The following is a 25,026-nucleotide window of genomic DNA, read 5'->3' on the forward strand; positions in this document are numbered from 1 at the left end:
CAGCCATGTACGACCGCCCCCGACTGTGCACCGAGAGCGGAGCAACCGAATGGCATCCACCCATACGCCCACCCTCACCCTCAAGGCCCACACCGCGTGGGCCGACGCCTGGCGGCGCTGCCTGACCGCGGCTCCCGAGGCATTCCAGGACGACCGCGTCCTCAACCTCTGGAACGCCGCCTGGCAGGCCGACGGCCGGGCACTGCCCGCCACCAGCCCCGTCGACGGCAGCCCCATCGCGGGCCCGCCGCGACTGGACGGCGCCACGGCCCACCAGGCCGTCCGCGCCTCCCTCGACCACCACCGCGCCTGGCGGCACGTACCCCTCGGAGAACGCCGGGCCCGCGTCGCGGCCACCCTCGACGCACTCACCGAACACCGCGAACTGCTCGCCCTCCTCCTCGTCTGGGAGATCGGCAAGCCCTGGCGGCTCGCGCAGGCCGACGTCGACCGGGCCATCGACGGCGTGCGCTGGTACGTCGACGGCATCGAACCCATGATCGCGGACCGGGCCCCGCTGGACGGGCCCGTGTCCAACATCGCGAGCTGGAACTACCCGATGAGCGTGCTCGTTCACGCAGTGCTGGTGCAGGCACTGGCAGGCAACGCGGTCATCGCCAAGACCCCGACCGACGGCGGCGTCGCCTGCCTCACCCTCGCCTGCGCGCTCGCCGCCCGCGAGGGCATACCCGTCACCCTCGTCAGCGGCAGCGGACGCGAGCTGTCGCAGGCGCTCGTGCGCGCGCCCGAGATCGGCTGCGTCTCCTTCGTCGGCGGCCGCGACACGGGTGCCGCGGTGGCCACCGCCGTCGCCGACCTGGGCAAACGACACGTACTGGAACAGGAGGGCCTGAACACCTGGGGCATCTGGAACCACACCGACTGGGACGCGCTGACGGCAGTCATCCCGAAGCTCTTCGACTACGGCAAACAGCGCTGCACGGCCTACCCGCGCTTCGTCGTCCAGCGAGAGCTGTTCGACGAGTTCCTGGCCGCGTACCTCCCGGCGGTCCGCACCCTCCGCGTCGGCCACCCCCTGGCGGTCGAGCGGCCGCAGGACCCGTACCCGCAGCTGGACTTCGGACCGGTGATCAACGCGGCCAAGGCGAAGGAGCTGCACGACCAGGTCGCCGAGGCGATCGACCGCGGCGCCGTCCCCCTGCACCGCGGCAAACTCGCCGACGCCCGCTTCCTGCCCGGCCAGGACACCTCGGCCTACGTCCAGCCGGTCACGCTCCTGAACCCGCCCCCGTCCTCCCCGCTCCACCACGCCGAACCCTTCGGCCCGGTCGACACGATCGTCCTGGTCGACACGGAGGCGGAACTGCTCGCGGCCATGAACGCGTCGAACGGCGCGCTGGTCGCCACCCTGTCCACGGACGACGAGGCCACGTACAAACGCCTGGCCCCGCAGATCCGGGCCTTCAAGGTGGGGCACGGCCGGCCCCGGTCCCGCGGCGACCGTGACGAGCTCTTCGGCGGCTTCGGCGCGTCGTGGCGGGGCGCGTTCGTGGGCGGCGACCTGTTGGTGCGCGCGGTGACGCAGGGTCCGGCGGGGGAGAGGCTGCCGGGGAACTTCCCGGAGTACCACTCGATGCCGTAACGGGTGGCCGAACGACCACCCGGTCGTATTGCACGTGCAGTCACACCGCACGTGCAGTCACCCTGCACGTGCGCCCTACCTGGTCGCCTCCTCGCCCCGGCGGAGCTCCGCCGGACCCCCGCCGGGGCGAGGAAACGCAGGTGAAGGCCACTCCGAAAGCTTGGTATTGTTGTCCACGTCGCTGCGGGGAACACCCCCGTCCAGGCGGCAGACACCTGGTCCGGGTGGCGGAATGGCAGACGCGCTAGCTTGAGGTGCTAGTGCCCTTTATCGGGCGTGGGGGTTCAAGTCCCCCCTCGGACACTCGCTGAATCCCACAGCAACAGCACGTACATGAGGGTCCCGACCTGACGGTCGGGGCCCTCGTTTCGTGTGCGCCGCCGCATCCGCCGGTCGCAGGTAATAACAGGCCCTTAGGGCTGGTCATTACATGATCATTTACGAAAGAAAAAGCACCCGAAGGAGGGGAGGTTCGAAGGCGGGAGGTTCAGTCGGTGGGTGGGGCGAAGGGAGTCGGCGGGGTCTGGTCGAGGACGGCGCGGCGGAGTTGTTCCAGTTTGGGTGGCAGCAGCGTCATCAGGTCGTAGCGGGCCCGGCCGGCGCGGTAGCTGAGGAGCAGACCCTTTTCCTCCAGGGGCAGGCCGGGTGGGCGCAGGACGGCGCGGCCGTGCTGGTGGAGGGTGCCGTCGTGGTTGACGAACAGGCTCACCCACAGCCGGCTGGTGCCGTGGGCGCGTTCGACCAGTGGGGCGCGGACCGCGAACCAGCGTTCCACCGCGGCCTGTGCGAGGGGGGAGAGGGCGTACCAGACGTCCTCCGGGGTGTCGCCGCCGTTCTGGGGGCGCCGCTGTATGTACACCGCTGTGCGGTCGGGTGTGAGGTGGGACACGCGCAGTGCGGTCAGTTCTCCGGCGCGCGCAGCCGTGTCCAGGACCAGGGACAGGAGTGCGGTGAGTCTGGTGTGTCCCGGCGACATCACGGTGGCGAGGTCCTGGTCGAGGCGGCGGCGCAGGGCGGTGAGGGTGCTGTGGTCGGGGGTGGGGCGAAGCGGTATCCGGCCACCGCCGCCCAGGTGCAGCGGGGGCAGCCCGTGGGCGGCGCGCAGCAGGTGCAGGCACCGGTACCGGGCCGCGTTGGTGGCCTGCGAGGTGGGCGGACGGCCACCGTCGACCTGGCGCTCGCGCAGCGCCCCGGACTCGGCGAGGCGCAGGTAGGTCGTGAGCGCCTCCTTCTCCAGGAGGCGTCGCAGGCTGCGCCGGGCGCTCACCGGCAGGCCGCCGCGGTCCAGGGCCCGGTGCAGTTCCCCGCGGACCATGGCGAGCTGGCGGTACCGCGCCTCGCCGACCCGGAGGTCGTCGAGGAGCGTGTCGAGTGTGGTGATCGAGGCGTACTCCGGCACGTACCCGATTGTCCCGTACGCAGGTGCTGAGGTGATCCAGAGAAGGTTCGGTGGAGCGGACGGAAGACGTGCGCTGCCCGGGGGGAGTCAGTCCTGGCGGCCGGGGAGCATGCTCAGGGCCCGGGAGCGCTGGGCGACGAGGTCGTCGTAGGTGCCGTCGCGCTCGGCCCAGCGGTGCATGTGGACCCCCTTCACGAGGATTTCGCGGGGGGTCGGGTCGGTGGAGAGCAGGTGCATGACCTCGGTGGCGAAGTCGTCGAGCGGCAGCGCGTGCGGGTTCACCTTCTCCTGGCCCGCTGTGGCGACGGCCGGGGGGACGAGTTCGACGACGCCGACGCCGGTGCCGTCGAGCTGCGCGCGCAGGGCCTCGGAGTAGGCGTGCACCGCGGCCTTCGACGCGGCGTAGGTGGGCATGGGCGGGAAGGGCAGGAAGGCGATGCCGGAGGTGACGGTGACGAAGGTGCCGGCGCCCCGCCGGACCAGGTGCGGGGTGAACGCGTCGATGACCCGGATGGTGCCCACCAGGTTGGTGTCGATCGTCGTCTGCGCCGCCGCGAAGTGCGCGGGGTCGCGCAGGTCCTCCAGGAGCATGACGCCGGGCATCGTCACCACGGTGTCCAGCTCGGGATACCGGGCGAGTGCGGTGTCACGGGCCGCCGCGACGGAGGCGTCGTCGGTGACGTCGATCCTGAGGGTGCCGAAGCCTTCTTCCGCGAGTTCCGAGAGGGCCTGCGTGCTGCGGCCGCCGACGGCCACCGTGCTTCCCGCCGCGGCGAACCGGCGGGCCAGTTCCCGCCCGATACCCGAGGTCCCGCCGACGACGAGAACGGTGCGGTTGGAGAGATCCATTGACATCTTCCCTGCGGTCCAGGGCGCCGACGGGATGGGGGACCGTGGCGCCTTCGGTGGTGTTCCGCGGTTCTCCGCGGAACGCTGTTCCCGCAGTCTCGGCAGAATCTGCCGGCGGTGGGTAAGCCCCGGTCCTCCCTGGTCCTGCCAGGGCCCCCGCTGCGACATGCCCACCGCATTACGGTGGAGGGATGAAGGACGAGGACGCCGGCAACCGGCTCGGCGGCTACCTGCGGGCCAGGCGTGAACTGGTCTCCCCGGCGCAGGCGGGGCTCCCGCCCGGCGGCAACCGCCGGGTGCCCGGGCTGCGCCGTGAGGAAGTGGCCCTGCTCGCCGGTATCAGCCCCGACTACTACCTGCGCCTGGAACGTGGCCGCGACAGGAATCCGTCGCCCCAGGTCCTCGAATCCCTCGCGCGGGTCCTCCGTCTGGACGACGTCGAGCGGACGTATCTGCTCGGCCTCGCCGCGGTACGCCCCAGGTCACCGCGGCGGGCACGACCCGAGCGCGTACCGGTACGGGTGCACCAGCTCCTGGCCCACCTCACGATCCCGGCGTTCGTCGAAGGACGCGCCTTCGACGTCCTGGCCTCCAACCCCCTGGCCGTCGCGCTCTCCCCGCGCCTGCGGCCCGGCCAGAACCGATTGCGTTCCCTGTTTCTCGATCCCGAGGAGCAGGCGTTCCACCAGGACTGGACGAAGGCCGCCGTCAGCTTCGTCGCCGCTCTTCGCACCACCATCGGGGACGACACCGACAACCCCCGGTTCGTGGAACTCGTCGGGGAGCTCGCCCTGGCCAGTCAGCGGTTCCGCACCCTCTGGGCCCGCCATGACGTCCGTACCCTCGACGGGGGCACCACCACCGTCCACCACCCCGTGGTCGGTGACCTGCGGCTGCACCGCGACAAACTCCCCGTCGACGACGTCATCCTCGTCGTCTACTACCCCGACAAGGACAGCGACAGCGACGAGAAGCTGCACCTCCTCGCCGCACTCGCCCAGACCGGACCCACCGACGCGGCTCCCCTGCGGGGCACCTCGTAGTGCCGCCGGGTGGGGGACAGTACTGGGCGGCGAACGTAAGACTGGAGAATCACCTGTGGATTGGCTGTTCATCGTGAAGCCCGCGGATGCCTCCGCGAGCGGCGGCTCCGCCGCCAAGGACGACATGCTGGCACTCGCCGAGACCGCGCCCCGCCGGGAGTGGTGCCTGTCCAGGTGGCGGCGCGTGGCGGCCGGCGACCGTCTGTGGATCTACTTCGCCTCGCCGGTACAGGAGATCGCCGCGGTGGCCGACATCGAGGACGAGCCGTACGAGGTGGCGGGAAACCCACGTCAGCCGTGGCGGTTCGCCGCGACACTGAACCCGGCCGCGACCCGTCGGCTGCACCGCGACCCCGTCCCGCTGCGCGCCCTGTCCAACCGGAATCCGCAGGGGGTCACCCGGGTGAAGGACGGCGACCTGGGGCTGCTGCTGGAGCGCGCAGGTCTGTGACGGCTTCCGGCGGACCCGGGGCCCGTCAGGCGCCGCGTGGGGGCGGGCTCCGAACTCCCTCCGGTAGCCGGCCCGTCCTTCTTCTCCGACTGTCGTCCCGACTTCCTCGGCTGTCGTTCGGACTTCCTCGGCTGTCATTCCGACGTCAGTTCCCACCGCTATGCTCGCGGGTGTTCGAGTGATACATGGGGCCGGTGGCAAGGAAGCCGCCGGGAGGGGCGTGAGGCGGGCGTGATGTCCGGCAGTGATGATCAGCAGGGGGCGGCGTACGCGGCTCGGGGTGCCGGGCGTCTGATCGCCGGCCGGTACCGGCTCGGCGAGCAGCTCGGCAGAGGCGGCATGGGTACGGTCTGGCGGGCCCACGACCAGCTGCTCGCGCGTGATGTCGCGGCCAAGGAACTGCACGTCTTCACCCAGGGCGACGAGGACCAGCGCGTATGGCTGCGCCGTGCCGTGCGCGAGGCGCGGGTGGTGGCCAGGGTGCCGCACCCGCACGTGGTCGGCGTGCACGACCTGGTCGAGTACGAGGACCGGCTCTGGATCGTCATGGAACTCATCGACGGTCCTTCGCTCGCCCAACTCATCGCTCAGGCGGGCCCGTTGGCGCCGACGCGGGTGGCCGCGCTCGGGGTGCAGCTGCTCGGCGCGCTGGACGCCGTACACGCCGTCGGAGCCCTGCACCGCGACGTCAAGCCGGCCAACGTCCTGCTGCGCCGCGACGGCAGCGCGGTCCTGACGGACTTCGGCATCGCCGTCCTCGACGACGGCGAGATGCTGACCAACTCCGGTGAGTTCGCCGGTTCCGTCGAGTACATGGCGCCCGAACGCGTCAACGGCGGTGTGGTCGGCCCTGCTTCGGACCTGTGGTCGCTGGCCGCGACACTCGTCACCGCCGCCACCGGATCGTCGCCGTTCCGGCGGTCCGCGTACGCCGCCACCCTGCACGCCGTGGCGTACGAACAACCCAACCTGCCCGCGCAGTTGGGCCCGTTGCTGCCGGTCGTCGAGGCGCTCCTGCGCAAGGCGCCCGAGGAACGGCCCTCCATCCCCGACGCGACGACCGCCCTGCGGCACGCCGCCGAGGGGGTCGCCGCGGACCCGGGGGCGCTGCCCTCGGCCACCGTCCGGGTCGCGGTGCCGGCGGCCCTCTCCCTCGCGGACGAGGAGACCCGGACCCGCCGGCACGTTCCGTGGGCGGACCAGGCGCCGCCGACCTCGCGCTACGACGCCGCGACCGCGTCCGAGCTGCTGCGGCAGGACACGCTGCGGCAGGACACGCGACGGCGTGACAGACGGCTCGTGGGCTGGGTGGCCTCCGCGGTGGCCCTCCTCGTCGTGGGAACCGGTGTCGGCCTCTTCGTCGCCGGGGCCCCGCCCTTCGACCGGGCCGCCGAGTCCGACGCGGCGGGCCCGGGGGACCAGGGCAGCGGCGGATCGGGGACCGCCGGGCCGGCTGCCACCCCCCTGCCGCCGACGCCCGTCGCCAACGACTCGGTGGTGCACGCGGCCCAGGGCTGGCAGCGGGCCACCGAGACGCTCATCCAGGCCGGTGACACGGTCACCGTCCGCTTCACGTCGGGGCAGTGGACCGTCGACGACCCCGAGATGCCGCTGACCGGACCCGACGGCTATGACGCCGAGACAGACAAGTCACTGGATTTCGCGGCGGCGGACTGCAAGGTCAACGAGTCGGCTCCGTTCGGAGCGCTCCTCGGCCGGTTCACCGAGGGCGGGCAGGGCGAGGAGAGCCGCATCGTGGGCAAGGAGTGGACCTTCGAGGCGACGGCCCGGGGCACGCTCGAACTGCGCATCAACGACGGCGACGAAAGCTGCATGACCGACAATTCGGGCGACCTCTCGGTGACCGTGACCGTCACCAAGAAGGTCTAGAGCCTCAATCTGAAGGTCTGTAGGTGTGTACGTCTGACATGAACGGCTCGCCGGCCCCTTACCGCCTCACGCCGGGTGCCCCCGACTCGCCGGTGATCCTGCACGTGCCGCACTCCTCGCGGACCGTCCCGGCGGACGTGCGCGAGGGAATCGTCCTCGACGACGGCGCGCTGGAACGGGAGTTGGACCACATCACCGACTCGTACACCGACCGCATCGCCGCGGAGGCCGCCGCTCGCAGCGCCACCGGGTCCGCCCCACGGCCCTGGCTGTTCGTCAACCGACTGTCCCGCCTGGTCGTCGACCCCGAACGCTTCCCGGACGAACGGGAGGAGATGCGGGCCGCCGGCATGGGCGCCGTCTACACCCGCACCACCCACGGGGAGGCGCTCCGACCGGACGGCCACCGTGAAGAGCCGCTGCTCGACCGCTACTTCCACCCGTATGCCGCCGCCATGACCGACACCGTGACCGAGCGGCTGGCTGCCGTCGGGCGGGCTGTCGTCGTCGACGTGCACTCCTACCCGAGCGAGCGGCTTCCGTACGAACTCCACGGCGACGGTCCCCGCCCGCCGGTCTGCCTCGGACACGACCCCTTCCACACCCCGCCCGACCTGCTCGCCCACGCGGAGAGGGCGTTCGCCGGCTTCGGCGGTACGGGCGTCAACAGCCCCTTCGCCGGCACGTACGTCCCGTTGACGTACTACGGCAGCGACCGGCGGGTCGGTGCTCTGATGATCGAGATCCGGCGGGACGTCTACATGACCGAGCCGGGCGGTCCCGCGGGGCCCGGACTCGACCGGGTGGCGGCCGCGCTGGCACAACTCGTCGACGCGGTGACGGGTGAACCCGGGGTGTGAGCCCCGCCAATAACCGGGTGCCACCGCCCAGTTGCGTTCCCTACACTCGCCACACGACACGACGCGCGTCACGCATCGCCGGGGCGCGCACCGTGACCACCGAGGGCCACGCCGTCGTGGGCCATCGATAGCCGTCGAGAACCAGTGAGGGGAGTCCGGCCATGCGGTACCGCACCGCTGTTGTCGTTCCCCTGTCGCGGTACGAGGTGATCCTCGTGTCTCGGTGGACCCGGTGCAGGCTGCGCGGCCTGTGCCGGATGTCCTTGACGAATCCCGTCTGACCTCCGCGCCTCCTCCCTGCTGTTGCGAGCTCGCTGTCGCTGTCGCGAGCTCGCGCCGCGCGCTCTCGCGGGGCCGGTGGGGGCCTTCGGTCAGATATGGCTTCGTACGGGAATCGCGCCGACCCCGACCGGAACTCTGATCAGCTCTGATCAGTCCCGAAAGGCCATGGGCCGTGCGTACTGAACTCCACCGCCATCTCCACGACAACCGCTCCGCGCCTGCCGCGCCTGCCGCGCATGGCGTGCGTCCCGCGGACCCGCTGGGCGCCGTGCGTAATCTCGGCATCCTCGCTCACGTCGACGCGGGCAAGACCACCGTCACCGAGCGGATCCTGTATGTCACCGGGACCACGCACAAGCGTGGTGAGGTGCATGACGGGACGACCGTCACCGACTTCGACCCGCAGGAACGCGATCGTGGGATCACCATCTTCGCCGCGGCCGTCAGCTGCGACTGGGACGGGCATCGGCTCAACCTGATCGACACGCCTGGGCACGTCGACTTCTCCGACGAGGTCGTACGTTCGCTGCGCGTGCTCGACGGGGCCGTCGCGGTGTTCGACGCCGTCGCGGGGGTCGAACCGCAGAGCGAGTCCGTGTGGCGGCAGGCCGACCGGTTCGGGGTGCCGCGGATCGCCTTCGTCAACAAGCTGGACCGGGCCGGGGCCGACCTGGACTGGGCGGTCGCGTCGATCCGGGAGCGCCTGCATCCGGCGCCGCTGGTGGTGCAGTCGCCCATCGGCTCGGAGGACGGGTTCGAGGGAGTCGTCGACCTGGTGCGTATGCGGGCGTGGGTCTGGGCCGACGGGCGCGACGGGGGAGCGGACGGGCGCGGGAGCGGGGGCGGAGTCAGGGAAGGGGCCGTGCCCGAGGTCCTGCGGGAGGAGGCGGAGCGGCGTCGACGCGTGCTGGAGGAGGCCGTCGCCGAGCTCCATCCCGGCGCGCTGGAGGAGTTCTGCGCGGGCTCCGGTCTCTCCGCGCGGACGCTTGCCGGCGCGCTGCGCGACCTGACCCGCACCGGGGAGGGCGTGGTCGTGCTGTGCGGTTCGGCCTACCGCAACCGGGGGATCGAGCCGCTGCTGGACGCCGTGGTGGCGTACCTGCCCTCGCCGTCGGACGTGCCCGCCGTACGCGGCACGCCGGACGGCGCCGACCGTACCCAAGGTGCTGGCCGTCCCGACGGTGCCGACGGTGTCGAGCAGGAACGTGCCGCCGATCCGGACGCGCCGTTCGCGGCACTGGCGTTCAAGGTGAACGCGACCGCCACCGGGCGGCTGACGTATCTGCGGGTGTACTCGGGAACGATCCGGAAGGGGGACGCCGTGTGGGACACGGGCGCGAGGCGTACCGAGCGGGTCGGCCGCATCCTGCGGGTGCAGGCCGGCCGGCACGCCCAGGTGGACCGCGCGGTGGCGGGCGACATCGTCGCCGTGGTCGGACTCAGATCCGCCCGCGCGGGGTCGACTCTCTGCGCCCCGGACGCCCCGCTGGTCCTCGAACCGCCGGTCACGGCCGAACCCGTGGTCTCGGTCGCGGTCGAGGCCCTTACCGGCACGGACACGGACCGGCTGGTGGCGGCGCTGGCACGACTCGTCGAGGAGGATCCCTCGCTGGTCGTCCGGACCGACGACGAGACCGGTCAGACGGTGCTGTCCGGCCTGGGCGAACTGCATCTGGAGGTGGCCGTGGAGAAGATCCGCCGCGCCCAGGGTCTGGACGTCCGGGTCGGCCGGCCGCGGGTGGCGTACCGCGAGACGGTCGTACGCGGCGTCGCCGGGCTGGTCCACCGGCATGTCAAACAGGACGGCGGGGCCGGGCAGTTCGCCCAGGTCGTCCTCGACGTCGAGCCGCTGGAGGTGGCCTCCGAGAACGCGGACGGTGACCTCGGCGGCAGCGCGACCGGGTTCGAGTTCCGGTCGGCCGTCGTCGGTGGCCGCGTGCCGCAGGAGTACGTCCGGGCAGTGGAGGCCGGATGTTGGGACGCGCTCGGCGAAGGACCGCTCGGCGGTCATCCCGTGACCGGGCTGCGGGTCGTCCTGAAGGACGGGGCGACCCATGTGAAGGACTCCTCGGAAATGGCGTTCCGGACGGCCGGACGGCTCGCCCTGCGCGAGGCGCTGCGGGCGAGCACGATGGCACTGCTGGAGCCCGTGGTCGAGGTCACGGTCACCGCTCCCGACGACGCCGTGGGCGGGGTCCTCGGGGACCTGGCGGCGCGGCGCGGCCGGGTGACCGGTTCGACCACGCGGGCGGGTGCCGCCGTGGTCACCGCCACCGTTCCGCTGGCCGAGCTGTTCGGCTACGCGACGCGGTTGCGGAGCCGTACGCAGGGCCGGGGCGTCTTCACCGCCCGGCCCGTCGGGTACGCCCCGGCGCCGGCCCGGTAGTCCCGTCGGACACCGGCCCGTGGTGCGCACGACGGTCCCGCCCTTGTGCGGGCGGGACCGTCCTCGGCGGACGGCCACCGGGACAGCACGCCACCAGGACAGCAGGTTCGCGGGACAGCAGTTCCCGGGACACTTGGCCGCCGGGACAGTCGACCGCCGGGACAGTCGACCGCTGGGACAGCCAACCGCTGGCTCAGCCGACCGCCGGGACAGCGGGCCGCCCGCCCGCCTGTGCAGCAGGCGTTCGGGCATCCGGGCGTCCGGACGCGGGGCATCCGGGCGTCCGGACGACGCGATCGCAGCGCGTCGGGCGCCGGACTCCGCCTCAACGGCGTGCCGGACTCGGCCTCGGCTGCAGCGGCATGCGGGCAACACTGCGGGCCCCGGCCCCGGCCGCAGCCCCGGCCCCGCCGCGGTCCCGACCGCAGCCCCAGCGCCAGCCCCTGCCCCAGCGCCGGCCCAGTCCCAGCCCCGCCCCCAGCCCCGCCCCCAGCCCCGGCCGGTTCAGGTGCGCGCCGATCGCCCCCCGCCGGGGCGGAGCAGGATCCGTCCGCCCGCTCCGGTGCGTGCGCCGGACGTGAGCAGTCCCGCTTCGTCCAGCCCCGCCAGGACCTCCCGGGCGTAGGCGGCCACCGGGCCCGGCCGGTCGTCGAGCAGGGCCGCGTAGTCCCGTACCACGAGGGCGTTCTCCGCGGGTGTGGCGGCCAGCGCGCGCAGGAACAGCAGGGACGACGCGGACTCCGCGTGCGTGCCGTCCTCGCGCAGTCGCCCGAGAAGATGTCTGACGAGTGCGGCGCGTTCGGGGGCCACCCGGGCGTGTTCGGCCGGGGTGAGGGCGAGCGCGTCCAGCACGACCGCGGCCTCGGACCCCCGCGGCGGGTCGGCGGCCATGTCCGCAAAGAGGCCGTCGACCAGTTCGGCACGGTCGGCGACCCCTTCGGCGGTCAGGGCGACCAGCGCTTCCAGCAGCCACACCGGCCGTCCGAGGACGAGGCGCCCCGGTCTCGCCACGGCCAGCGGGACCAGCGCCGGAGTGAAGGAGTCCGCGCGCAGCCGCTCCAGGAGGTCGGCGCCCGGTGCTCCGCCCCGCACCCGCGCGGGCCGCTCCCGGTTGTGGGCACGGTTGAACAGCCAGGCCAGGATGAACTGCCGGGACGTCGGCACCGGGCAGCCGGTGTCGTGGACGAGGTGTTCGGTGAGTGTGTACACCGTGTCCGAGGCCGTCGCCCGGTCGCCCAGCCGTGCGACCAGCTCGGTCCGCCACGCGGTGGAGTACAGGTTCAGGACGTCCACCGTCCAGGTGTCCATCGTGAAGTACCTGTACGTCAGGAGCCAGGCCGTCGCGGCCGCGGGCGTGACCCGGCAGCCCAGTTCGGCGGCGGACAGCGCGGCTTTCTGTTCCGCGGTGGGTCCGGTCCGGGCGATCGCCTTGCGGTGGGCCGCCAGCGCGGGGGCGCACGCCTGGCGCTGGTCCGGCCTCAGCGCACTCAGCTCCCGTACGACGCCCGCGATGTCGCCGGCCCGCACGAGTCCGACCAGCTTCACCGCGCCGCCTCTGCCGTGCGCGTCCGAGCCTGTGTCCGCTTCCGCGCGGCCATGCCGGCCGGCTCCGGAGCGGGCGCGCTTCCAATGAGCGCGCTTCCAGCGGGCGTGCTTCCGGCCGCGCACCGGTGCGCTACCCGGGGGCGTAAGTAGACGTATAAGGAGGTGAGTTGGGTCACATGGAACACGCTAAGGCCGTGGCTCCACAGGACGAAGGAAACGTTCAAGTGACAGCGATCTTGTAGGGATGAGACCAGTTGTCTCATTCTTCGAGAGGCATGTTTGACATTAGGTGTTCTTATGAACGATAAAGGTCATGCTTTGACCATCTATTAACGATCCGTGTTCGCCGGGCAGCGCGCCCGGCGCGCACTCCTAGCCGAGTGAGTCCGCCGTGTCCCAGTCCACCGCCTCCCCGGCCTCCGTCGACCCGGGGGAGGAGTGGCACGCCTGGCGCGCCGAGCGGCACCGTTCTCTCACCTCGCCCACCGGGAACCTCGCCCTCGTCGAGACCCGCTGGCTGCCGGCCGGTGAGGAGCCCGACGTCGAGGCGGCCCGTGCCGGACAGCCGGACGGTGTGACGGTCACCACGCTCCGGCGGACCGACCTCGTCACCGGCGAACCGGAGCACGGTCTGCGTCTCTGGGCCGCGGGCGCGCCCGCCATCAGGCACTTCGAGGGCGTCAGTGCCTTCCCGTACGACCCCGCCTGGGTCCTGGAAGCGACCTACACCCCCGTGCCGGGCGCCCGCCGTGTCGCCTTCGAGCACCTCCGGGACAACGGCGGCACCCGCGAGCTGGTCGTCCCGGGCGACATCACGCTCACCGTCGACGGCCGCGCGTACACCCTCAGCGCGTTCGACGACGACGGCACCCTGCTCCTCGTCTTCGGTGACCCCACCAACGGGGACACCACCTACGGCGTCGGCCGCTTCCTGTTCGTACGGCGCACCGAGGACGACAGCCGGGTCGTCCTCGACTTCAACCGGGCCTTCGTACCGCCCTGCGGGTTCTCCGATCAGTACAACTGTCCGATGCCGCCGCGGCAGAACCGCTTCCACCTGGCCGTCGAGGCCGGCGAGAAGCTCCCCCTCTTCCGCGACGGCTTCCCGGCCCAGCACTGATCACCCCGGCGGATCCCGCGGTACCCCGCGGTCGCCCGCCGGATCCCGCAGGGTGACACCGCCCAGGTGCTGGGCGCCCCGGCCCACCCGTACACCCGGCGCCTGATCGACAGCGTGCCGCGGCTGCCGGTCTGAGCGGGGCCGGCCGTGTGGGACCGTAGCCGCATGACGGGGGAGCATGACACGACGACGGCTGCGGACACCGCGGGCCGGCCGGCCCCGCCCGACGGACTGAGCTACGGCACGCCGGGCGCGACCCGGCCGGCCGACCCCCTGTGGGGCGACGGCCCGTCCGGGTTCCGGCGCTTCGAACGGACCGTCGTGATCGGCCGCGGCGAGGACGACTGGCGCACCGCGGCGGACGCCGTGCTGCGCTGGGAGGTCAAACGGCGCAGCGGCTTCTCGGTCGCGGCCGAGGACGGGGGCGGCACGCGGGCACGGCTGCGGGGGCGGTACGGCATCACGGCGGGCCCGGGCCCCTTCACCGTCCGGGAACCCGTCGAGGTCGTCGCCGTCGTGGAGACCTCCGACCGGTGCGGCTTCGCGTACGGCACCCGCCACGGCCACCCGGTCAGCGGCGAGGAAGCCTTCGTCGTCCACCGCGACGGCGAGGGCACGGTCCGGCTCACCCTCAGATCCCTGACGCGCGCGGCCCCCTCGGGTCCCTGGCGCCGGCTGTTCCCGCTGCTTCTCCTGGCCCAGCGGGTCGCCCGGCGACGCTACCTGCGCGCACTGGTCCGGCCCCCGACGGATCAGGAACGGTCGCCGCGGTGCCTGTCGACGCGTTCGTCCAGCGGAAGCGGGGTCTCAGCGAGGCCGTCGACCGACCCGCACAGCATGCGCGCGCACGTTCCGCGGCAGGCGAGCAGCTGTCCGCCGTCCCGGTGGGAGACCACCACGCCGTCGGCGTCGGACGACGTGCGGTAGTCGGCGCCGCACATCATGCAGGCCAGCCCGGAGAGCATCTCGGCGGTCGGCTCGGGGCGGCCGCGGCGGTGGCCGGAGATCGCGTCCTGTGAATACATGTGTTCCCGCATCCTCTGTGTCGACTGCTGAAGGTTCGCTGAACGAGGTGCGCACGGTGACGCAACCGTACTCCCTACCGATACTGCCCCCCTTTTACTCTTGTAGGGCTGTGTCCGGCACGGAGGAGTACCCCGTCACCGCGCGCCGCGCGGCACGACCAGACCGCAGTCGTACGCCAGGATGACCGCCTGCACCCTGTCGCGGAGCCCGTACTTCTCCAGGATGTGGGCGATGTGCGTCTTGACCGTGGTCTCTCCCACCCCCAGTTCCAGCGCGATCTCCGCGTTGGACAGTCCGCGGGTCAGGGCGCGCAGGACGTCGAGTTCGCGGCCCGTGAGGGCGCCGAGGCGGGACGGTACGTCCGGGGTCGCGGGCGCGGCGAGATGGGCGAAGCGGTCCAGCAGGCTGTGGGTGATCCGGGGCGAGAGCACGGCGTCACCGGAGGCCACGGTGCGGATGGCGCCGACGAGCGAGTCGGCGGGACCGTCCTTGACGAGGAAGCCGCTGGCCCCGGCGCGCAGGGCGTCCACCACGTGGGCGTCCAGGTCGAAGGTGGTCAGGATGACGATGCGGCTCGGTGATCCCGTCTCCACGATGCGGCGCGTGGCCTCGACGCCGTCCATGTTCGGCATGCGGATGTCCATCAGGACGATGTCGGGGGACAGCGACCGGGCGCTCTCGACGGCGGCGACACCGTCCGGCGCCTCGCCGACGACCGTGATGTCCGGTTCGGCCTCCAGGATGAGCCGGAAGCCCGTCCGGATCATGGGCTGGTCATCGACCAGCAGGACGCGGATGGCGTGCATACGGGGAGTGCCCTTCCTGCGGGGGTTCGTCGTGCCGGGTGACCTGCCATGAGCTGTCGTACGGGGGACCCGCGGGCCCGGGCAGCGGCACGAGCGCGTGGACGCAGAAGCCGCCCCCCTGCCGTGCGCCGGTGTGCAGGGAACCGCCCACGGCGGCGACGCGTTCCCGCATGCCGACCAGTCCGTGACCGGGCCCGTCGGGCGCGACGGGCGGCCGCGGCGCCGCCCCGTCGCCCGGCCGGGGCCCGTCGTCGCAGAGCCGGACGGTCAGCCGCCGGTGCTCCGCCTCCCAGGCGACGGTGACCTCGGTACGGGTGCGGCCGGCGTGCTTGAGCGTGTTGGTGAGGGCCTCCTGCACGACGCGGTAGACGGTCAGCTGTGCCCCGGCCGGCAACTCCTCGGGCGTCCCGGTCGTCGTGAAGCCGACGGTGAGGCCCGCCGCGCGCACCGAGTCCAGCAGCGCGGGTATGGCCCCGATGGTGGGCTGCGGCGGCTCCTTGTTCGGATCGGTGTCCGCGGCGTCCTCCGTGCGCAGGACGTCGAGGAGCCTGCGCAGTTCCGTGACGGTCGCCCGGCCGGTCTCCTCGATCGTGCCGTGCAGTTCGTGGGTCTTGGCGCCGTCGCGGTCCTGGACCCGGTCGGCGGCGATCGTCTGGACGACCATGAGGCTGACGTTGTGGGCGACGATGTCGTGCAGTTCGCGGGCGATCCGGGCCCGCTCCTCCATGACGGCGGCGCGCGCGTTGGCCTCCTGCGCGCGTTCCAGCGCCGCCGCCCGCTCCAGCGCCTGGTCGCGGATGGCGGCGCGGGCCCGGGTGAGCCGGCCGAGCGCCCACGCGGCGACGAGCAGCACGGCTTCCGCCAGGAGCGTGGCGGCGCGGTGCCCGGCCGGGGCGAGGAACGCCTCCGTGACGGACGCGGCCGGAATGAGGACGGCCACGACCAGCGTGGCCGTCCGGGGCGCCCCCCGCAGGGCGGTCAGGAACACCGCGGTCGCCACACCGATGTAGGCGGGTCCGATGGAGGTGCCCTCGGGGCCCGACAGGTGCGGGATGTACTGCCGCCCCTGGAGCGCGGCCACCGCCGCCGTCATCGCCACCAGGGCCGGCAGGGGGAACCGCCGGTGGACGGCCAGCGGCAGCGCGGACAGCAGGGCGAGTACGAAGAACGAGGCGTCCGGAGTGCGCAGTTGGGGTCCGCCGGGCGGCATCGGCGCGAGGGGGGCGAGCGCCCCGGCGGTGAAGAGCAGGGCCAGACCCGCGTCCGTGACGGCCGGGGGCACACGCCGTCCCGCGAACGAGTCCATCAGCTCCATGCCCCCACGGTAGACGCGTCGTGGCGGGCGCCCCCTCTCGCCTGGGGAGGAACGGTTTCCGGCCGCCTCCTCCGTGAAGGCATCCTCCGCAGGGAGGAGAAGCCCACGCACCACGTGCGGACAGGCCGGCGCACCAGGTGCGGACAGGCCGGCGTTCCGGTGCGGACGGGTCAGCGGGCGGCGCGCACGCCGTCGAGGGCGATGGACAGGACCCGGTCGCGCTGGGCGTCGTCCTCGAACGTCGTCGCGGTGATGCCCGAGACCATGCGCAGCAGGTCGACGAAGTCCATGTCCGTACGCGCCTCGCCGGCCCGCTGGGCCCGTTCGAACAGGGGGGTGCCGGCCGCGTACATCGAGTCGCGGCAGGCGGCGAAGATCGCCGACTCGTCGTTGAGGGCCTCGCGGACGGCCCGCTTGGTGACCATGTAGCCGGCGAAGCGGTCCAGCCAGGCCGTCAGCGCCTCCCACGGTTCGAGACCCGAGACCTCCCCGGCGACCTGGCACAGGGCGTCGACCTCGTCCGCGTACAGGCTCTCGAAGAGGTGCCTGCGGGTCGGGAAGTTGCGGTAGAGCGTGCCGATGCCGACGCCCGCGCGACGGGCGATGTCCTCCAGGGAAGCCTCGGCGCCGTGCTCCGCGAAGGCTTCCCTGGCGGCGGCGAGCAGGGCGTCGTAGTTGCGCGCCGCGTCCTTCCGGTGCGGCCGCCGGGACGCGACGATCTCGCTGACGGGGAACGGCTGGGCGGTCACTGCTGCCTCCAGGGGCGGTACGAGGTTGAAGCGGAGGTATGCCTCCGCTAGAGTGGAGGCGTACCTCCACTTTAGCAGTGCGGGGTGCGTCCACCGGGGACGCGTGCGGCCGCACGCGTCGGCGGCGCGACGCCCCCGTCTCCGTCCGGGCCCGGCGCCGAGCGCACGGCACCGCCCGGCTTCACACTCCCTGACATCCTCCGCGACCTTCCCCTGTCCCCGGCTGCCGCTTCCGGCCGCGCCCGGCCAGGGGGGCCCCGTCCCACGGTCACCGCCGCGCCCTGCGCCGCCCCGGCACGCGCAGGACCCGTACGAACGCGGTCCGGGCCTCGGCCGCAACCAGTTCGGAGAGGCTTTTCATGCCCCGCACGTCCACCCGCCTCACCTTCGCGGTCCTCGCGACCGGTGCCGGCGTCTTCTCCATGCTGCAGTCGCTGATCGCGCCGGCCCTGCCGACCGTCCAGCACGAACTGCACACCTCGCAGTCCACCGCGACCTGGGTGATGACCGCGTACCTGCTGTCCGCCTCGGTCTTCACGCCGATCCTCGGCCGCGTCGGCGACCTGATCGGCAAGAAGCGCACCCTCGTCGCCGTCCTGGTGACCGTGCTGGTCGGCTGTCTGATCGCCGCGCTCGCCCCGACCATCGGCGTGCTGATCGCCGCCCGGGTCGTCCAGGGCATCGGCGGGGCCCTGTTCCCGCTGTCCTTCGGCATCATCCGGGACGAGTTCGACGCGGCCCGGGTGAGCCCCAGCATCAGCAACCTGTCCGCCGTGATCGCGGCCGGCGGCGGTGTCGGCATGGTCGCGGCCGGTCCCATCGTGACCGCGCTCGACTACCGGTGGCTGTTCTGGCTGCCCGTCGGCGTCGTCGCCGTCACCGCGCTGATCGCCCTCAGGTACGTCCCCGAGTCGCCGGGGCGCGCCGAGGGCCGGGTGAACTGGCTCGGCGCCGTCCTGCTGTCGGCGTGGCTGGTGGCCCTGCTCCTGCCGCTCAGCCAGGCGACCCGGTGGGGCTGGGGTTCGTCACGGGTCGTCGGGCTGTTCGCCGCGGCCGTCGTCCTCTTCGTCCTGTGGCTGCTCGCCGAGGCGCGTTCCCGCTCGCCCCTGATCGACCTGAGGATCATGCGGCTGCCCGCCGTGTGGACCACCAACACCGCCGCGCTGCTGTTCGGCGCGGGCATGTACGCGATCTGGTCCTTCCTGCCCGCCTTCGTCCAGACGCCCGGTTCCGCCGGGTACGGATTCGGGGCGAGTGTGACCGAGTCCGGGCTGCTCATGCTGCCGATGCTGGTCGCGATGTTCTTCTCGGGCATCCTGAGCGGCCGGCTCGAGCCCGTCGTCGGTGCGAAGAAGCTGCTCACGACCGGTGCCGCGCTCGGTGCGGTCGCCTGCGGGTTCCTCGCCCTGTGGCACGCCGAGCAGTGGCAGGTGGCCTTCGTGTCCGGTGTGTTCGGCCTCGGCATCGGTCTGGCGTTCGCCTCGATGGCCCACCTGATCGTGGGCAGCGTGCCGCCCGAGCAGACCGGCGCCGCGACCGGCATGAACGCCAACATCCGTACCATCGGCGGGTCCGTCGGAGCCGCGGTGACCAGCGTCCTGGTGACCGGCCATCTGCAGCCCTCGGGCCTGCCGGAAGCCTCCGGCTACACCCAGGGGTTCACCCTGCTGGCCGTGCTGTGCCTGGCCGCGGCACTGGCCGCGCTCCTCGTCCCGGTCCAGCACGTGCGCCGGATGTCCGCCGTGCCGCGGGCCGCCGGAGCCACCGCCACCGACGACGTGACCCGTCCGGACCAGGAGACCACCGTGACGGTCGCTCCCGGCCCACGAGGCTGACACCGCCGGGACCCGGCGGGACGACCGTCCCGCCCAAGGGGCGCGGGGAACCGCGCGACCGGCCACGGACGACCCGCAGCCGACGTGGTACGCCGACTGCGGGTCCGTGGGGGCCGAGCGCGCAGCTCCCCGCGCCCCTCAGGGGGCTCAGTGGGCTTACGGGGCGCCGACCGTCGCCGTCTCGCGGGGGCGGGCCGGTTCGGGCCGCGCGACCGCCCGCCCGGCGGGGCCCCGCTCGCGGAACAGCCAGCCGATGTCCCGGCCGAACGACCACGTCAGCAGGCCCAGCGCCAGGGCGACGACCCCGAACGTCAGGGCGTACGGGAGGATTCCGGAGCCCGCGAGCAGCAGCAGGACCCCCTGGAGGGCGGCCACCGTCTTGCGGGCGGTGCTCGGCGGAAGCGTGTTGTTCAGCCACGGCAGGAACCGCGCGGCGGCCACGAACGCGTACCGCATGGCGCCGATGACGAGTGCCCACGGGCCCACCGACGCGGCGACGTACACGCTGAGCACCAGGATGAGGAACGCGTCGACCTCCATGTCGAAGCGCGCTCCGAGCGCCGTGGAGGAACCGGTGCGGCGGGCGACCTTGCCGTCGACCGCGTCGAGGATCAGGGCGACCGCGGTGAGCGCCACCAGCACGGTGACCGGCGGCGGGCTCTGGAAGGAGTCGGCGACCAGGGCGGTCACCCCTCCGACGAGAGTCGCCCGGCCGAGCGTCACCCGGTTGGCGATGCCGAACGAGCGGGGCCGCGAGCGGTGCAGGGCCCGGGAGAGCACGGCCCAGGTGGCGAGGCCGAACGCCAGCCCCGTGAGCCAGCCCGCGGGGCCGAGGCCGATCGCCGTGCCGAGCACGGCCAGCAGCAGCAGCTGCACGCCCGCTCCCACGGCCGTCTCCTGCTGCAAGAGCCTCGCGTCATACGTGTTGTTCAGGGCCACCGCACATCCTCCGGCCAGGTGACAGAGTCGATCATTGCCGCGTACCTTGTGCGCGGCTTCGCAAAGGTCGGTACGTGGCTCGCCGCCGGATCGTTCAGCCCGTTCGCTCAGCCGACTCACATGAATCACTCAGGAGGATGCCGAATGGACCGCTCCGCCCGCGCCTTCTGGCTCAGTTCTCCCGGCCGTGGTGAACTCCGGGACACCGAACTGCCGGAACCCGCCGAAGGCGAGGTTCTGGTGCGAACACTCTTCTCAGGGGTGAGCCGCGGAACGGAGACGCTCGTCTTCCGCGGCGGGGTCCCCGAAAGCCAGTACTCCGCCATGCGGGCGCCCTTCCAGGAGGGCGAATTCCCCGGACCCGTCAAGTACGGGTACCTCAGTGTCGGAACCGTGGAGGAAGGGCCCGCCGAACTCGTCGGACGGACCGTCTTCTGTCTCTATCCGCACCAGAGCCGGTACGTCGTCCCCGCGAGCGCGGTCACGCCCGTCCCGGAGAACGTGCCCGCCTCACGGGCCGTGCTCGCCGGCACCGTCGAGACCGCCGTCAACGCCCTGTGGGACGCGGCGCCCCTGATCGGCGACCGGATCTCCGTGGTCGGCGCGGGCATGGTCGGCGCGAGCGTCGCCGCGCTCCTCGCCAGGTATCCGGCCGCCCGCGTCCAGTTGGTCGACGCCGACCCGGCCCGCGCGGACCTCGCACGCGCCCTGGGCATCGGTTTCGCGCTCCCGGCGGACGCCGAGGGCGGGCGCGACCTCGTCGTCCACGCGAGCGCCACCGAGGCCGGGCTCTCCCGCGCGCTCGAACTCCTCGCCCCGGAGGGGACCGTCCTCGAACTGAGCTGGTACGGCGACCGGAAGGTCGCTCTGCCGCTCGGCGAGACGTTCCACTCCCGCCGCCTGGTCATCCGCAGCAGCCAGGTCGGGACCGTCTCACCGGCCCGGAGCTCCCGCCGCACGTACGCCGACCGGCTCGCCCTCTCCCTCGAACTCCTCGCCGATCCCGCCTTCGACGCCCTGATCACGGGTGAATGCGCCTTCGAGGACCTGCCCGAGGTGATGAACGGGCTGGCCACGGGGGAGACCACGGCGATGTGTCATCTGGTCCGGTACGAGACCGACAACTGAAAAGCACCTTCGCTCGCGAAACGGTCACGTCCGTACGCCGAGTGGCCAATTCCGCACCCTGGTAACCACATTCGCACCACGCGCCCATCTGGCGCCCCTGCCGCGGGAAACGCGTCCGAAACTCCGACCCGAACCCTCTGAACACGGAGAACGGACCGGCCGTACTACACGGCACGCCCCGGCAGAGGGGTCAGACGCACCGCACCTGGAGGGTCGTCCGTTGTTCAGCATCACCGTCCGCGATCACCTGATGATCGCCCACAGCTTCCGCGGAGAGGTCTTCGGACCCGCGCAGCGCCTGCACGGAGCGACGTTCCTCGTGGACGCCACGTTCCGCCGCGCCGAGCTGGACGACGACAACATCGTCGTCGACATCGGACTGGCCACCAGGGAACTCGGGGAGGTGGTGGCCGAGCTGAACTACCGCAACCTCGACAACGAGCCGGTGTTCGCCGACACCAACACCTCGACCGAGTTCCTGGCGAAGGTCGTCGCCGACCGCCTCGCCGAGCGCGTCGAAAAGGGAGCACTGGGCGAGGGCGCCCGCGGCCTGGCCGGCATCACGGTCACCCTGCACGAGTCGCACATCGCCTGGGCGAGCTACGAGCGTGCCCTGTGAACCACCACGCCGACATCATCCCCATGTCCCTGCGCGCCCTGCACTTCGTGATGCCCGGCGCGGTGAACGACCCGACCGTGCCGAGCGGCGGCAACGTCTACGACGCCCGGGTCAGCCTCGACCTCCCCGGCTTCGGCTGGCAGGTCCACAAGCACGCCGTCGACGGCAGCTGGCCCGAACCCGAGGCCCCCGCCCGCGACGAACTGGCCCGCACCCTCGCCGAGCTGCCCGACGGCACCGTCGTGCTCCTCGACGGCATCGTCGCCTGCGCGGTCCCCGAGATCGTCGTTCCGGAGGCCGAACGGCTGCGCCTGGTCGTCCTCGTGCACCTGCCGCTCGGCGACGAGATCGGACTCACGCCCGAACTCGCCGCGGACCTGGACGCCCGGGAACGCCACACCCTGCGGGCCGTACCGGCCGTCGTGGCCACCAGCGAGTGGGCGGCCCGCAGGCTCGTCGCCCACCACGGACTCGCGCCCGACCGCGTCCATGTCGCCGCCCCCGGCGCCGACATCGCGCCGCTCGCCCCCGGCACCGACGGCGTCTCCAGACTGCTGTGCGTCGCCTCGGTCACCCCGCGCAAGGGACAGCACCGGCTCGTCGAGGCCCTCGCCACCGTCACCGACCTGCCCTGGACCTGCGTCCTCGTCGGCGGCCTCAACCAGGACCCCGAGTACGTGGCCGAACTGCGGGCCCTGATCGAGCGGCACGGCCTCGGCGACCGGCTGGAACTCGCCGGGCCCCGGTCCGGTGCCGCGCTCGACGCGAGCTACGCCTCGGCCGACCTGATGGTCCTCACCTCGTACGCCGAGACGTACGGCATGGCCGTCACCGAGGCGCTCGCCCGCGGCATCCCCGTACTGGCCACCGACGTCGGCGGTCTCCCCGAGGCGGTCGGACGCGCGCCCGACGGCGGGGTCCCCGGCCTGCTCGTCCCGCCGGAGAACCCCGCGGCCCTCGCCGCGGAACTGCGCGGATGGTTCGGCGAGGCCGACGTGCGCCGGCGGCTCAAGGCCGCCGCGCGCGCCCGCCGCGCCTCCCTCGGAGGCTGGGCCGCCACGGCCCGGAGTCTGTCGGGTGTCCTGGGGCGACTGAAGAGCGAGGCAAGGAGGGGGGCGGCATGAGCGGCACCCGTACGACGCCGACCGAGGTTCCCGGGGCCGACGCGACGACCGCGCCGGCACCGGGCGAGGAGACGGCGGCCGGCCCCGGAGCCCAGGAACGCCCACGGGACACAGGAACGATTCGGCTCGGCGACCGCACCCGCGGCGAGGCCACCGACGACACCACCCGTTACGCCCCCGAGTGGCTGCAGCTGCGGGAGGGCGTCGACGCCGCGGCCCGGGCGTCCGAACTGCTCGATCCGCTGCGGATCCGGCTCGCGAACCTGCCGCGCAGGGCCAACGGGTTCGTCATCCACGACCTCGGCTGCGGCACCGGCTCCATGGGGCGGTGGCTCGCGCCCCGCCTCGACGGACCCCAGCACTGGGTGCTGCACGACCGCGACCCGTATCTGCTGCACTTCGCCGCCGTCGGGTCGCCCCGTTCGGCGGCCGACGGCAGCCGGGTCACCGTGGAGACCCAGCGCGGCGACGTCGGCCGGCTGACCGCCGACGCCCTGGCCGGCGCCTCGCTGGTGACGGCCTCCGCCCTGCTGGACGTCCTGGACGCCGAGGAGATCGAGGCACTGGCCGCGGCCTGCGCCGGAGCCGGCTGCCCCGCCCTCCTCACCCTGTCGGTGGTGGGGCGCGTCGAACTCACCCCGGCCCACCCGCTGGACGCCGAGATCGCCGACGCGTTCAACGACCACCAGCGGCGCGGGGACCTGCTCGGCCCCGAGGCGGTCAGCACGGCCTGCGACGCCTTCTCCCGGCACGGCGCGACGGTCAGGGTGCACCCGAGCGCCTGGCGGCTGGGCCCGGACGAGTCGGCCCTGACGGCGGAGTGGCTGCGCGGCTGGGTCGGCGCGGCCGTCGAACAGCGCCCCGAACTGGCCGCCCGCGCCGAGGACTACCTCCGTGAGCGCCTCGCGGCCTGCGAGGCGGGGGAACTGACCGCGGTGGTCCACCACGACGACCTGCTCGCGCTGGCCCGCCCGGTGGGAGGCGTCTGATGGCCGGCACGGGGGCCGTCGCGGAGCAGGAACGCTCCCTGACGGCCCTGGCCGCCCTGGACGAAGAGCTGTCGGCCGCGGAAGGGACCACGGGGGCGCCCGACGCCGGCGACGGCTCCGACGACCCCGCCCCGCGGCCCACGGCCGGCCGTGGCGCGCCCGCCGCGGACGCGCACGGCGGTGGCGTCACGACTGCCACGCTCCCGGGCGGCGGCCCGGCCCGTGTCCGCGCCGCCCTCGGCTCGCGGTTCCTGCGCACCCACTTCGGTACGGTCGCCGGTGTCGTCATCCTCACCGTGCTGACCTGGCGGCTCGGCACGGGTGTCTTCCTGGACGGCCTGCGCCGGATCGACGGGGGCACGCTCCTCGCGGCGCTCGGCATCGGGCTGCTCACCACGGTGTTCAGCGCCTGGCGCTGGCGCGTCGTCGCCCGGGGCATGCGGCTCGGGCTGCCGCTGGGCGCCGCCGTCGCCGACTACTACCGCGCGCTGTTCCTCAACGCGGCGCTGCCCGGCGGGGTACTCGGCGACGTGCACCGGGCCGTACGGCACGGACAGAGCGCCGGCGACGTCGGGCGCGGAGTCCGTGCGGTCGTCCTCGAACGGGTCGCGGGACAGGTCGTCCTGGCCGTGGTCGGCCTGGCCGTACTGCTCACCCGGCCCTCGCCGGTACTGACCGAGGTCCGGCACCTCGTCGCGCTGCTGGCCGTCGTCTCGCTGTGCGGGGTCGTCACCGTGGGCGCCCTGCGCGGCAGGAGCAGGACGCCGCGCACCTCCCGCCGCCACCGGGCCGTGCGGGCCACGCTCACCGAGGCGCGCGGGGCACTGCTGGCCCGCGGCAGCTGGCCGGGCGTGCTGCTCTCGTCCGTCGTGGTCCTCGCCGGGCACGTCCTGATGTTCCTGCTCGCGGCCCGGGTGGCCGGATCGGACGCCCCCGCCGCCGCGCTGGTGCCCCTCGCGCTGCTGGCTCTGATCGCCATGGGCCTGCCGCTGAACGTCGGCGGCTGGGGGCCCAGGGAGGGCGTCACCGCCTGGGCGTTCGGCGCCGCGGGCCTGGGCGCGGCCCAGG

The 25,026-nt window shown here is 73.1% G+C and carries 21 protein-coding genes, 1 tRNA gene and 1 pseudogene; 16 read left to right on the forward strand and 7 right to left on the reverse strand.

Features of this window, described 5'->3' with window-relative positions; genetic code table 11:
• Positions 1–49: 49 nt before the first annotated feature.
• Both ACFYXC_RS06270 and ACFYXC_RS06275 read left to right on the forward strand, forming a co-directional pair.
• Positions 50–1,603 carry an aldehyde dehydrogenase family protein gene (locus tag ACFYXC_RS06270; protein ID WP_389547558.1) on the forward strand — a complete coding sequence of 518 codons (1,554 nt, stop codon included), beginning with the start codon at positions 50–52 and terminating at the stop codon, positions 1,601–1,603.
• 218 nt (positions 1,604–1,821) lie between these two features.
• Positions 1,822–1,906: transfer RNA gene (locus tag ACFYXC_RS06275), tRNA-Leu, on the forward strand.
• Positions 1,907–2,090: 184 nt separating this feature from the next.
• On the opposite strand, the gene ACFYXC_RS06280 is transcribed toward ACFYXC_RS06275, so the two are convergent.
• The gene (locus ACFYXC_RS06280; RefSeq protein ID WP_389547561.1) at positions 2,091–3,002 is read right to left on the reverse strand and encodes a hypothetical protein; all 912 of its coding nucleotides are present in this window, start codon (positions 3,000–3,002) and stop codon (positions 2,091–2,093) included.
• 87 nt (positions 3,003–3,089) lie between these two features.
• Positions 3,090–3,851 (reverse strand): SDR family oxidoreductase, encoded by a 762-nt coding sequence (locus tag ACFYXC_RS06285; protein WP_389547563.1) that lies wholly within the window; start codon positions 3,849–3,851, stop codon positions 3,090–3,092.
• Positions 3,852–4,042: 191 nt separating this feature from the next.
• Here ACFYXC_RS06285 and ACFYXC_RS06290 point away from each other — a divergent pair, with 191 nt between their 5' ends.
• The 5 genes from ACFYXC_RS06290 to fusA all read left to right on the forward strand — a co-directional run bounded on the left by ACFYXC_RS06290 (position 4,043) and on the right by fusA (position 10,763).
• The gene (locus tag ACFYXC_RS06290) at positions 4,043–4,894 is read left to right on the forward strand and encodes a helix-turn-helix transcriptional regulator (RefSeq protein ID WP_389547566.1); all 852 of its coding nucleotides are present in this window, start codon (positions 4,043–4,045) and stop codon (positions 4,892–4,894) included.
• A gap of 55 nt (positions 4,895–4,949) precedes the next feature.
• Positions 4,950–5,345 carry a hypothetical protein gene (locus ACFYXC_RS06295; RefSeq protein ID WP_388916891.1) on the forward strand — a complete coding sequence of 132 codons (396 nt, stop codon included), beginning with the start codon at positions 4,950–4,952 and terminating at the stop codon, positions 5,343–5,345.
• Between the two features lie 234 nt (positions 5,346–5,579).
• A complete protein-coding gene (locus tag ACFYXC_RS06300) occupies positions 5,580–7,235 on the forward strand; it encodes a serine/threonine-protein kinase (RefSeq protein ID WP_389547569.1) in 1,656 nt (551 codons plus the stop codon).
• Between the two features lie 38 nt (positions 7,236–7,273).
• Positions 7,274–8,095, forward strand: coding sequence for an N-formylglutamate amidohydrolase (locus ACFYXC_RS06305; RefSeq protein WP_389547572.1), 822 nt, complete (start codon positions 7,274–7,276; stop codon positions 8,093–8,095).
• 523 nt (positions 8,096–8,618) lie between these two features.
• Complete coding sequence (fusA, locus tag ACFYXC_RS06310) at positions 8,619–10,763, forward strand: elongation factor G (protein ID WP_389548391.1); 2,145 nt, start codon at positions 8,619–8,621, stop codon at positions 10,761–10,763.
• A 504-nt stretch (positions 10,764–11,267) separates the two neighbouring features.
• On the opposite strand, the gene ACFYXC_RS06315 is transcribed toward fusA, so the two are convergent.
• The gene (locus ACFYXC_RS06315; protein ID WP_389547575.1) at positions 11,268–12,308 is read right to left on the reverse strand and encodes a hypothetical protein; all 1,041 of its coding nucleotides are present in this window, start codon (positions 12,306–12,308) and stop codon (positions 11,268–11,270) included.
• A 391-nt stretch (positions 12,309–12,699) separates the two neighbouring features.
• Here ACFYXC_RS06315 and ACFYXC_RS06320 point away from each other — a divergent pair, with 391 nt between their 5' ends.
• From ACFYXC_RS06320 to ACFYXC_RS06330, 3 genes are read left to right on the forward strand one after another with little or no spacing between them, the layout of a single operon-like run.
• Positions 12,700–13,428, forward strand: a complete 729-nt coding sequence (locus tag ACFYXC_RS06320) for a DUF1684 domain-containing protein (RefSeq protein WP_389547577.1) — start codon at positions 12,700–12,702, stop codon at positions 13,426–13,428.
• A 42-nt stretch (positions 13,429–13,470) separates the two neighbouring features.
• On the forward strand, positions 13,471–13,563 hold the full coding sequence (locus ACFYXC_RS06325) for a hypothetical protein (protein ID WP_389548393.1): 93 nt from the start codon (positions 13,471–13,473) through the stop codon (positions 13,561–13,563).
• 30 nt (positions 13,564–13,593) lie between these two features.
• Positions 13,594–14,355, forward strand: coding sequence for a DUF1990 family protein (locus ACFYXC_RS06330; protein ID WP_389547580.1), 762 nt, complete (start codon positions 13,594–13,596; stop codon positions 14,353–14,355).
• A gap of 233 nt (positions 14,356–14,588) precedes the next feature.
• Here the strand turns inward: ACFYXC_RS06330 and ACFYXC_RS06335 are convergent, their stop codons facing one another.
• The 3 genes from ACFYXC_RS06335 to ACFYXC_RS06345 all read right to left on the reverse strand — a co-directional run bounded on the left by ACFYXC_RS06335 (position 14,589) and on the right by ACFYXC_RS06345 (position 17,324).
• Entirely contained in the window at positions 14,589–15,260 is a 672-nt protein-coding gene (locus tag ACFYXC_RS06335; protein ID WP_388916870.1) for a response regulator, read from the reverse strand.
• Positions 15,229–16,575 carry a sensor histidine kinase gene (locus tag ACFYXC_RS06340; protein WP_389547583.1) on the reverse strand — a complete coding sequence of 449 codons (1,347 nt, stop codon included), beginning with the start codon at positions 16,573–16,575 and terminating at the stop codon, positions 15,229–15,231. Before ACFYXC_RS06340 ends, ACFYXC_RS06335 begins: the two co-directional genes overlap by 32 nt.
• Before the next feature lie 170 nt (positions 16,576–16,745).
• Entirely contained in the window at positions 16,746–17,324 is a 579-nt protein-coding gene (locus ACFYXC_RS06345) for a TetR/AcrR family transcriptional regulator (protein ID WP_388916864.1), read from the reverse strand.
• Positions 17,325–17,683: 359 nt separating this feature from the next.
• On the opposite strand from ACFYXC_RS06345, the gene ACFYXC_RS06350 reads away from it, so the two are divergent.
• Positions 17,684–19,159, forward strand: coding sequence for an MFS transporter (locus ACFYXC_RS06350; RefSeq protein WP_389547586.1), 1,476 nt, complete (start codon positions 17,684–17,686; stop codon positions 19,157–19,159).
• Positions 19,160–19,315: 156 nt separating this feature from the next.
• On the opposite strand, the gene ACFYXC_RS06355 is transcribed toward ACFYXC_RS06350, so the two are convergent.
• Positions 19,316–20,098: a CDP-alcohol phosphatidyltransferase family protein gene (locus ACFYXC_RS06355; protein WP_389547589.1), complete on the reverse strand. Its 783-nt coding sequence runs from the start codon at positions 20,096–20,098 to the stop codon at positions 19,316–19,318.
• 144 nt (positions 20,099–20,242) lie between these two features.
• Between ACFYXC_RS06355 and ACFYXC_RS06360 the strand changes: the two genes are divergently transcribed.
• The 5 genes and pseudogenes from ACFYXC_RS06360 to ACFYXC_RS06380 form a co-directional block, all read left to right on the forward strand.
• Entirely contained in the window at positions 20,243–21,226 is a 984-nt protein-coding gene (locus ACFYXC_RS06360; RefSeq protein ID WP_389547592.1) for a dehydrogenase, read from the forward strand.
• A 220-nt stretch (positions 21,227–21,446) separates the two neighbouring features.
• Positions 21,447–21,845 (forward strand): 6-pyruvoyl tetrahydropterin synthase family protein, encoded by a 399-nt coding sequence (locus ACFYXC_RS06365; protein ID WP_388916851.1) that lies wholly within the window; start codon positions 21,447–21,449, stop codon positions 21,843–21,845.
• Between the two features lie 23 nt (positions 21,846–21,868).
• Entirely contained in the window at positions 21,869–22,969 is a 1,101-nt protein-coding gene (locus ACFYXC_RS06370) for a glycosyltransferase family 4 protein (protein ID WP_389548396.1), read from the forward strand.
• A complete protein-coding gene (locus ACFYXC_RS06375) occupies positions 22,966–23,958 on the forward strand; it encodes a class I SAM-dependent methyltransferase (protein ID WP_389547595.1) in 993 nt (330 codons plus the stop codon). The genes ACFYXC_RS06370 and ACFYXC_RS06375 overlap by 4 nt, the downstream gene beginning before the upstream one ends.
• Positions 23,958–25,022: pseudogene (locus ACFYXC_RS06380) on the forward strand (lysylphosphatidylglycerol synthase transmembrane domain-containing protein); the annotation flags it as partial. The gene ACFYXC_RS06375 and the pseudogene ACFYXC_RS06380, both read left to right, overlap by 1 nt.
• Positions 25,023–25,026 lie beyond the last annotated feature (4 nt).

Source organism: Streptomyces sp. NPDC002701 (genome assembly GCF_042889045.1).
Lineage (GTDB): Bacteria > Actinomycetota > Actinomycetes > Streptomycetales > Streptomycetaceae > Streptomyces.